Source organism: Thermodesulfobacteriota bacterium (genome assembly GCA_035559815.1).
GTDB lineage: Bacteria > Desulfobacterota_D > UBA1144 > Nemesobacterales > CSP1-2 > DATMAT01.
On the sequence record DATMAT010000048.1, the window covers coordinates 1 to 5,881 of the forward strand.

5 protein-coding genes are annotated in these 5,881 nt (G+C 49.0%); all 5 read left to right on the top strand.

Annotated features, from left to right (window positions below; all coding sequences use genetic code 11):
* Nucleotides 1-401: 401 nt before the first annotated feature.
* The 5 genes from VNN20_12625 (at nucleotide 402) to bioF (ending at nucleotide 5,624) form a co-directional block, all read left to right on the top strand.
* The gene (locus VNN20_12625; GenBank protein HWP93030.1) at nucleotides 402-1,385 is read left to right on the top strand and encodes a serine protease; all 984 of its coding nucleotides are present in this window, start codon (nucleotides 402-404) and stop codon (nucleotides 1,383-1,385) included.
* A 91-nt stretch (nucleotides 1,386-1,476) separates the two neighbouring features.
* Nucleotides 1,477-1,746: a carboxypeptidase-like regulatory domain-containing protein gene (locus VNN20_12630; GenBank protein ID HWP93031.1), complete on the top strand. Its 270-nt coding sequence runs from the start codon at nucleotides 1,477-1,479 to the stop codon at nucleotides 1,744-1,746.
* A 106-nt stretch (nucleotides 1,747-1,852) separates the two neighbouring features.
* On the top strand, nucleotides 1,853-2,851 hold the full coding sequence (gene bioB, locus VNN20_12635) for a biotin synthase BioB (protein HWP93032.1): 999 nt from the start codon (nucleotides 1,853-1,855) through the stop codon (nucleotides 2,849-2,851).
* 182 nt (nucleotides 2,852-3,033) lie between these two features.
* Nucleotides 3,034-4,389 (top strand): adenosylmethionine--8-amino-7-oxononanoate transaminase, encoded by a 1,356-nt coding sequence (gene bioA, locus VNN20_12640; GenBank protein ID HWP93033.1) that lies wholly within the window; start codon nucleotides 3,034-3,036, stop codon nucleotides 4,387-4,389.
* 53 nt (nucleotides 4,390-4,442) lie between these two features.
* Nucleotides 4,443-5,624: an 8-amino-7-oxononanoate synthase gene (gene bioF, locus VNN20_12645; protein HWP93034.1), complete on the top strand. Its 1,182-nt coding sequence runs from the start codon at nucleotides 4,443-4,445 to the stop codon at nucleotides 5,622-5,624.
* Nucleotides 5,625-5,881 lie beyond the last annotated feature (257 nt).

Below are 5,881 nucleotides of genomic sequence, written 5' to 3' on the forward strand. Positions count from 1 at the left end.
GAAGAACTGGATAGTAACCATAACAGTTTATCGAAGGACTCACCATGATGGTTCGACTGCGCTCACCGTGATGGCAGAGCTAAAACTTACACCAACACCGTGCCACTCACCCTGAGCGGAGACGAAGGGTGAGTAACGGGAATGGTTAAATTCCTGGACGAAGCAATTTCGTTTCTAGAAGTTATGTTGTCAAGACTTTCGTATGTCATCTAAACAATTCCTTCATCCTATGTTCAATATTCTCCAAAAGGGCTACCGAAATTTCCTAACTATTGAAATCATGATGTATCCGTGATAAGAACTGTCTTATAAGAGAGCATTCAAGAATTTTGACCGAAAGGGAGTAATAATTGAAGAAACTTCGCTCCTAAATTCTTCAACTGTATAAGGAGGCTTTGGAAATGGCGGCAAAGAAGAAATCACCCACTTCCACCGGTTGGCACACACCGGTCTCAAACGACCCAGAGGAAGCGGTAATAAGCAAAACGGTTTCCAAACCGCCCATGGAGGGGGTTAATCCCAAAAAGGGAAAGGTTAATGATGACGGAACCGAAGCGGTTAAGGAGTATAAACGAATCAAAGTCCCGGAGAATATGGTGGCTAAATTCCTGGCCTTGCCCAAGGGTCCCCTCCTGCGCGATATCGGGGAGGCTTCCTTCGGACCCCCGCCCCCCAAGGCTAAGGGTATAATTGCCACCCCGGAGACGGTAATCGGCGCCGACGACCGCATCCAGATCACCAACACCTCCGCATATCCCTGGCGTGTGCACTGCTCTCTAATGATAACCGGAGCAGACAATTCGATGTGGATCGGCACCGGATGGTTCATCGGGCCGCGTACGCTCATGACCGCGGGTCATTGTGTTTATATAAAGAACAGCGGAGTGCCGGGACGAGACGGCTGGGTCAAAAAGATCGTGGTCATGCCCGGACGTAACGGCAGCAACCTTCCCTATGGTTCCGTGACCAGCACCAGCTTTCGCTCCGTCACCGGCTGGACCGAAAAAGGAGACCCAAACTACGACTACGGTGCAATCATCCTACCGACGGATTTAGGTAACACGGTGGGGTGGATAGGATTCGGTGTTTACACGGACGCGGAATTGCTAGCGGCTACTGGTAACCTCTCCGGCTATCCCGGGGATAAACCCAGCGGCACCCAGTGGTATCACGCCCGCCGGATTAATTCAGTAAACAGCCTGAAGGTATTTTATGATATCGACACTATGGGAGGGCAGAGCGGCAGTGCGGTTTACCAAATCATAAACGGTGACCGCTATGCCGTCGCTATCCATGCCTACGGAATCGGTGGTGATGCTACCGTTAATTCGGGTACCAGAATTACAAATGCCGTATACAATAATATGCAAGCCTGGCTGGCATAGGAAAAAGACCGATTCAGATTGAAAGCTGCCCAGTCGTCGCTTTTTTAACCCGGACTAACCGTATCACCCGGTCCCGTTAGGAGCCACTCAAATGCCACAAACCGGGAATATAATCTCTGGCCTGGTTAAAGACCCCGGTGGCAAGCCGGTCCCCTTAGCTCGAGTCTATTTCACCGAAGGCCCCGTACCGCTTCCGGATATTGCCGCACTGACAAATGATAATGGTGAGTTCTCCTTATCCGTACCCGCAGCGGGTAGATATAAAATCGCATGTAGTGCCGAGGGATTCGAGTCAACCGTTACCGAGGTCACGGTCAAAAGCGGCAAAATGGCAAAAATACAAATTCGAATGAAGAAGTAGTGTGTAAATACTCCGTTAAAATCATTGCATACCTGAGCAGATGATTCCATGATCTGGATTTGGTTGACAACAATAGAGCTTTCAGTTAAATAGATTTACCACTTGATTGTGGAGGGCTAAGATTAGCACGCTAGATATAATCAGGGAAAAGCTGTTAGAGAGAGATGAGTCCGTCACTTTTGATGAAGCCCTTGGGTTAACCGAGATACCAAAGGAGCAGGTTCCCGACCTTATTTCACTAGCCAGGAAGGTCACACTCAAGTACAAGGGAGACGGTGTTTTCTTGCGCTCCATCATTAGCGCACAGACCGGCAACTGCCCTGAAGACTGCTCATTTTGTTCCCAATCCGTGCATTATGACACCCAGATAAATGCCCATCCTCTGATGGCGGCGGAGATGATATTAAAGGCCGCTCAACAGGCAGAAAGAATGGGGGCTATGGATTTTTGTATAGTCATAAGCGCAAAAGGCCCCACGCCCCGAATCTTCAAGAAGGTGCTGGAAGCGGTAGACCTACTGAGAGAAAACACCGGCCTAAAGATTGGATGCTCTCTAGGAGAGCTAACCGAAGAGCAAGCATTTACCCTCAAAGAGCACGGCGTCTGGCGGTACAACCATAATCTCGAAACCTGTCGCAGCTATTTCCCAAACGTTTGCACAACCCACACCTATGATGACCGGGTGAGAACGGCAAAGCTGGTCAAAAAGGCGGGCATGAATTTGTGCTCGGGCGGGATAATGGGAATGGGCGAGTCGGTAAGGCAAAGGATTGAGTTAGCTTTCGAGATCAAGGAATTGGACCCAAGCTGGGTTCCCATAAACTTTCTGAACCCCAGACCGGGCACTCCTTTCGGTGATCTCCCCATGGTATCGCCGTTTGAAGCGGTTAAGACAATATCCATATTCCGGCTCATACTTCCGGACAAGATTCTGATGACCGCTGGCGGCAGAGAGGTTACCCTTCGCGACCTCCAAGCAATGGGACTCTTAGCCGGCGCAAACGCCATGATCCTTGGCAACTACCTTACCACTCCCGGCCGTCCGCCCGAGGAAGACCTGCGCATGCTGGATGACCTCCAAATGCCGGTGAGAAGAGATGTTTAATTTCCAATTTCGGAATGCAGATTGCAGATTTAAAAACATGTTTAGCTACGAATGAGAATACAAATTCTAAATCACAAAAAAGCATGGTTTGGAATTTGTGATTTGGTCATTGGAGCTTAATTGTCAGTAGCTAGTTAAATTTCTTTTATTCCGAAATCCGAGGTCTCAAATCCGAAATCGAAATGTCCGACCGTACGAAGAAGCTCGGAGAATACGACAAAGATTTCGTCTGGCATCCTTTCACTCAGATGAAAGAGTATGAGGAAAAGGAGCCGATTGTAATCGAGGGGGCGGAAGGGGTCTACCTCGTTGATACGGAGGGCAGGAAATATATAGACGGCGTATCCTCACTCTGGGTCAATATTCACGGCCATAAGGTGCCGGAAATTGATAGTGCGATCAAGGACCAAGTAGAGAAGCTGGGCCACAGCACCCTTCTCGGAATCACCAACCCGCCTGCAGCGGAGCTTGCTAAAGAGCTGGTTGAGCTTTGCCCTCCCGGCTTGAAAAAGGTGTTCTACTCGGGCGACGGGGCGAGCGCAGTAGAAGTGTCGATCAAGATGGCCTTTCAGTACTGGCAGCATAAGGGCAAAACAAAGAAGACAAAATTCGTTTCTCTGGAAAACGGGTACCACGGAGATACCCTGGGTGCGGTATCGGTAGGGGGAATCGACCTATTTCACGCCACGTTTAGACCGCTGCTTTTTGAGAGCTTCAAGGCTCCTTCCTACTATTGCTACAGATGCCCGCTTGGAAAAACGTACCCCTCATGTAACATTGCCTGCGCTGATGAGGTTGAAAAAATCCTATCCGAATATCACGAAGAGATTGCCGCGGTAATTTTTGAGCCTTATGTCCAGGCTGCCGGCGGAATGATTGTCTCACCCGAGGGCTATCTCAGGAAAGTCCGTGAGTATTGCGACCGGTATGAAGTACTTATGATACTCGACGAAGTGGCCACCGGGTTTGGGAGGACGGGGAAGATGTTTGCCTGCGAACATGAGAATGTAACCCCGGATATCATGGTTCTGGGAAAAGGAATGACCGGAGGGTACCTGCCTCTTTCCGCAACTATTGTAACTCAGGAAATCTACGATGCCTTCCTCGGTGATTACGAGGAATTTAAAACCTTCTTCCACGGACACAGCTATGCCGGGAATCCGATATCCTGCGCCGCCGGGCTGGGAAACCTTGAGGCTTTTCGGAACTACAACACGCTCCAAAAATTACCGGAGAAAATACGGTTCCTCGAAGAGGAGCTCAAGGAGTTCAGAGGACTGAAGCATGTAGGAGACGTAAGAAATAAAGGCTTGATGGTGGGAATAGAACTGGTTGAGGATAAAGAAACAAAAGGACCGTATCCATTAAAGATGAAGATGGGGTGGAGGGTGGCCGAGCTGGCAATGGAGGAAGAGGTGTTGATTCGCCCCCTTGGAAACGTTGTTGTTCTTATGCCTCCAATCGGAATCCCAATCGATGACCTTAGGAAGCTGCTCAGGGTTACGTACAAATCTATAAAGAAAGCCACTGAAGAATAATCAATGTAGAGACGCATGGCAACGCGTCTCTACATTGATAACCAGACTCCAACATGAATGAGCCACTTCACTGGATCGAGGAAGAATTAAGACAAATTCGTGATAAGAATTTATTTCGTGTGCTCACGGAGCTTCAAACCGGGCAGTCTCCCGAGATTTTGATCGACGGTAAGCAGTACATCCTCCTCGGCTCGAACAACTATCTAGGTCTCACCACCGACCCTAAAGTAAAAGAAGCGGCTATTAAAGCCCTGGAAAAATATGGAACAGGCTCGGGTGGCTCCAGGCTGGTAAGCGGAAGCTCCGACCTACATAGAGAGCTAGAAGAGAGGATTGCCAATTTCAAGAAGACGGAGGCAGCGATACTTTTCAGCTCAGGCTACCTCGCAAATATAGGCACTATATCCGCCCTGGTTGGCCCAGGCGATGTAATATACAGCGACGAGCTTAACCATGCATCCATCATCGACGGATGCCGTCTTTCCCGGGCAGAGGCAAGAATATATAAGCACTGTGACGTGGAGCATCTTAAACATCTGCTCTCCTCAGACCGGTCGCAGAAAGTTAAGAAGCTCATCGTTACGGACACAGTGTTCAGCATGGACGGAGACCTGGCGCCCCTTCCGCAAATAGTAGAGCTTGCCGAACACTACGGCTGCATGCTGATGATAGATGAAGCACACGCAACCGGAGTCCTAGGAAATAGGGGAAGCGGGGCTACGGAGCACTTTGGCGTTGAAGATAGAGTTCCCATCGTTATGGGCACACTATCCAAAGCGGTCGGATCCCTGGGAGGATATGTCTGCGGCAGCAGAAAACTGACCGATTTTCTCAGAAACCGTGCCCGATCTTACATCTTTGATACATCGCTACCGGCAAGTTCACTAGCTGCCTCGCTAACCGCCATCGATATCATCGAGTCCGAACCGGAGAGAAGAAAGTACCTATGGCGTCTTATAGATACATTCAAGTCAGGGCTCGTAAAGATTGGCCTTAAAATTCTTTCATCCGATTCCGCCGTCATACCGGTCTTGATTGGAGATGCCCAACCTGCTCTGGATTTCGCCCGTGTGCTTCGAGAAAATGGAGTGTTTACTCCGGCTGTTCGTCCTCCTTCTGTACCTCCTGGAAAATGCCGCATCCGTGCAACCCTTATGGCAACGCATAGGGAAGAGCATATCGAGCAGGCCCTGTATGCCTTTAAAACTGCGTATGATTCAATCTCTATAAAATAAGAATCAGCCACTAACTAACACAAATTATCACCAATGAAAAAATAGGATGGATATCATATCTGTCCAAAATAGGTTTTAAGGGAAGGGAGCTCCAACAGGTAGAATTGATTTATTTGCAACAAAACAACCACCTGAAGGAGGCATCCCGTGAACAAGTATAGCAGTATTTTTGGTCAAATGTTACGAATAATTCCCAGGCATGAGTTTTACAAGGCGGTTATGGAGACAGGGGCGGAGAGGAAAGCGAAGGGATTTAC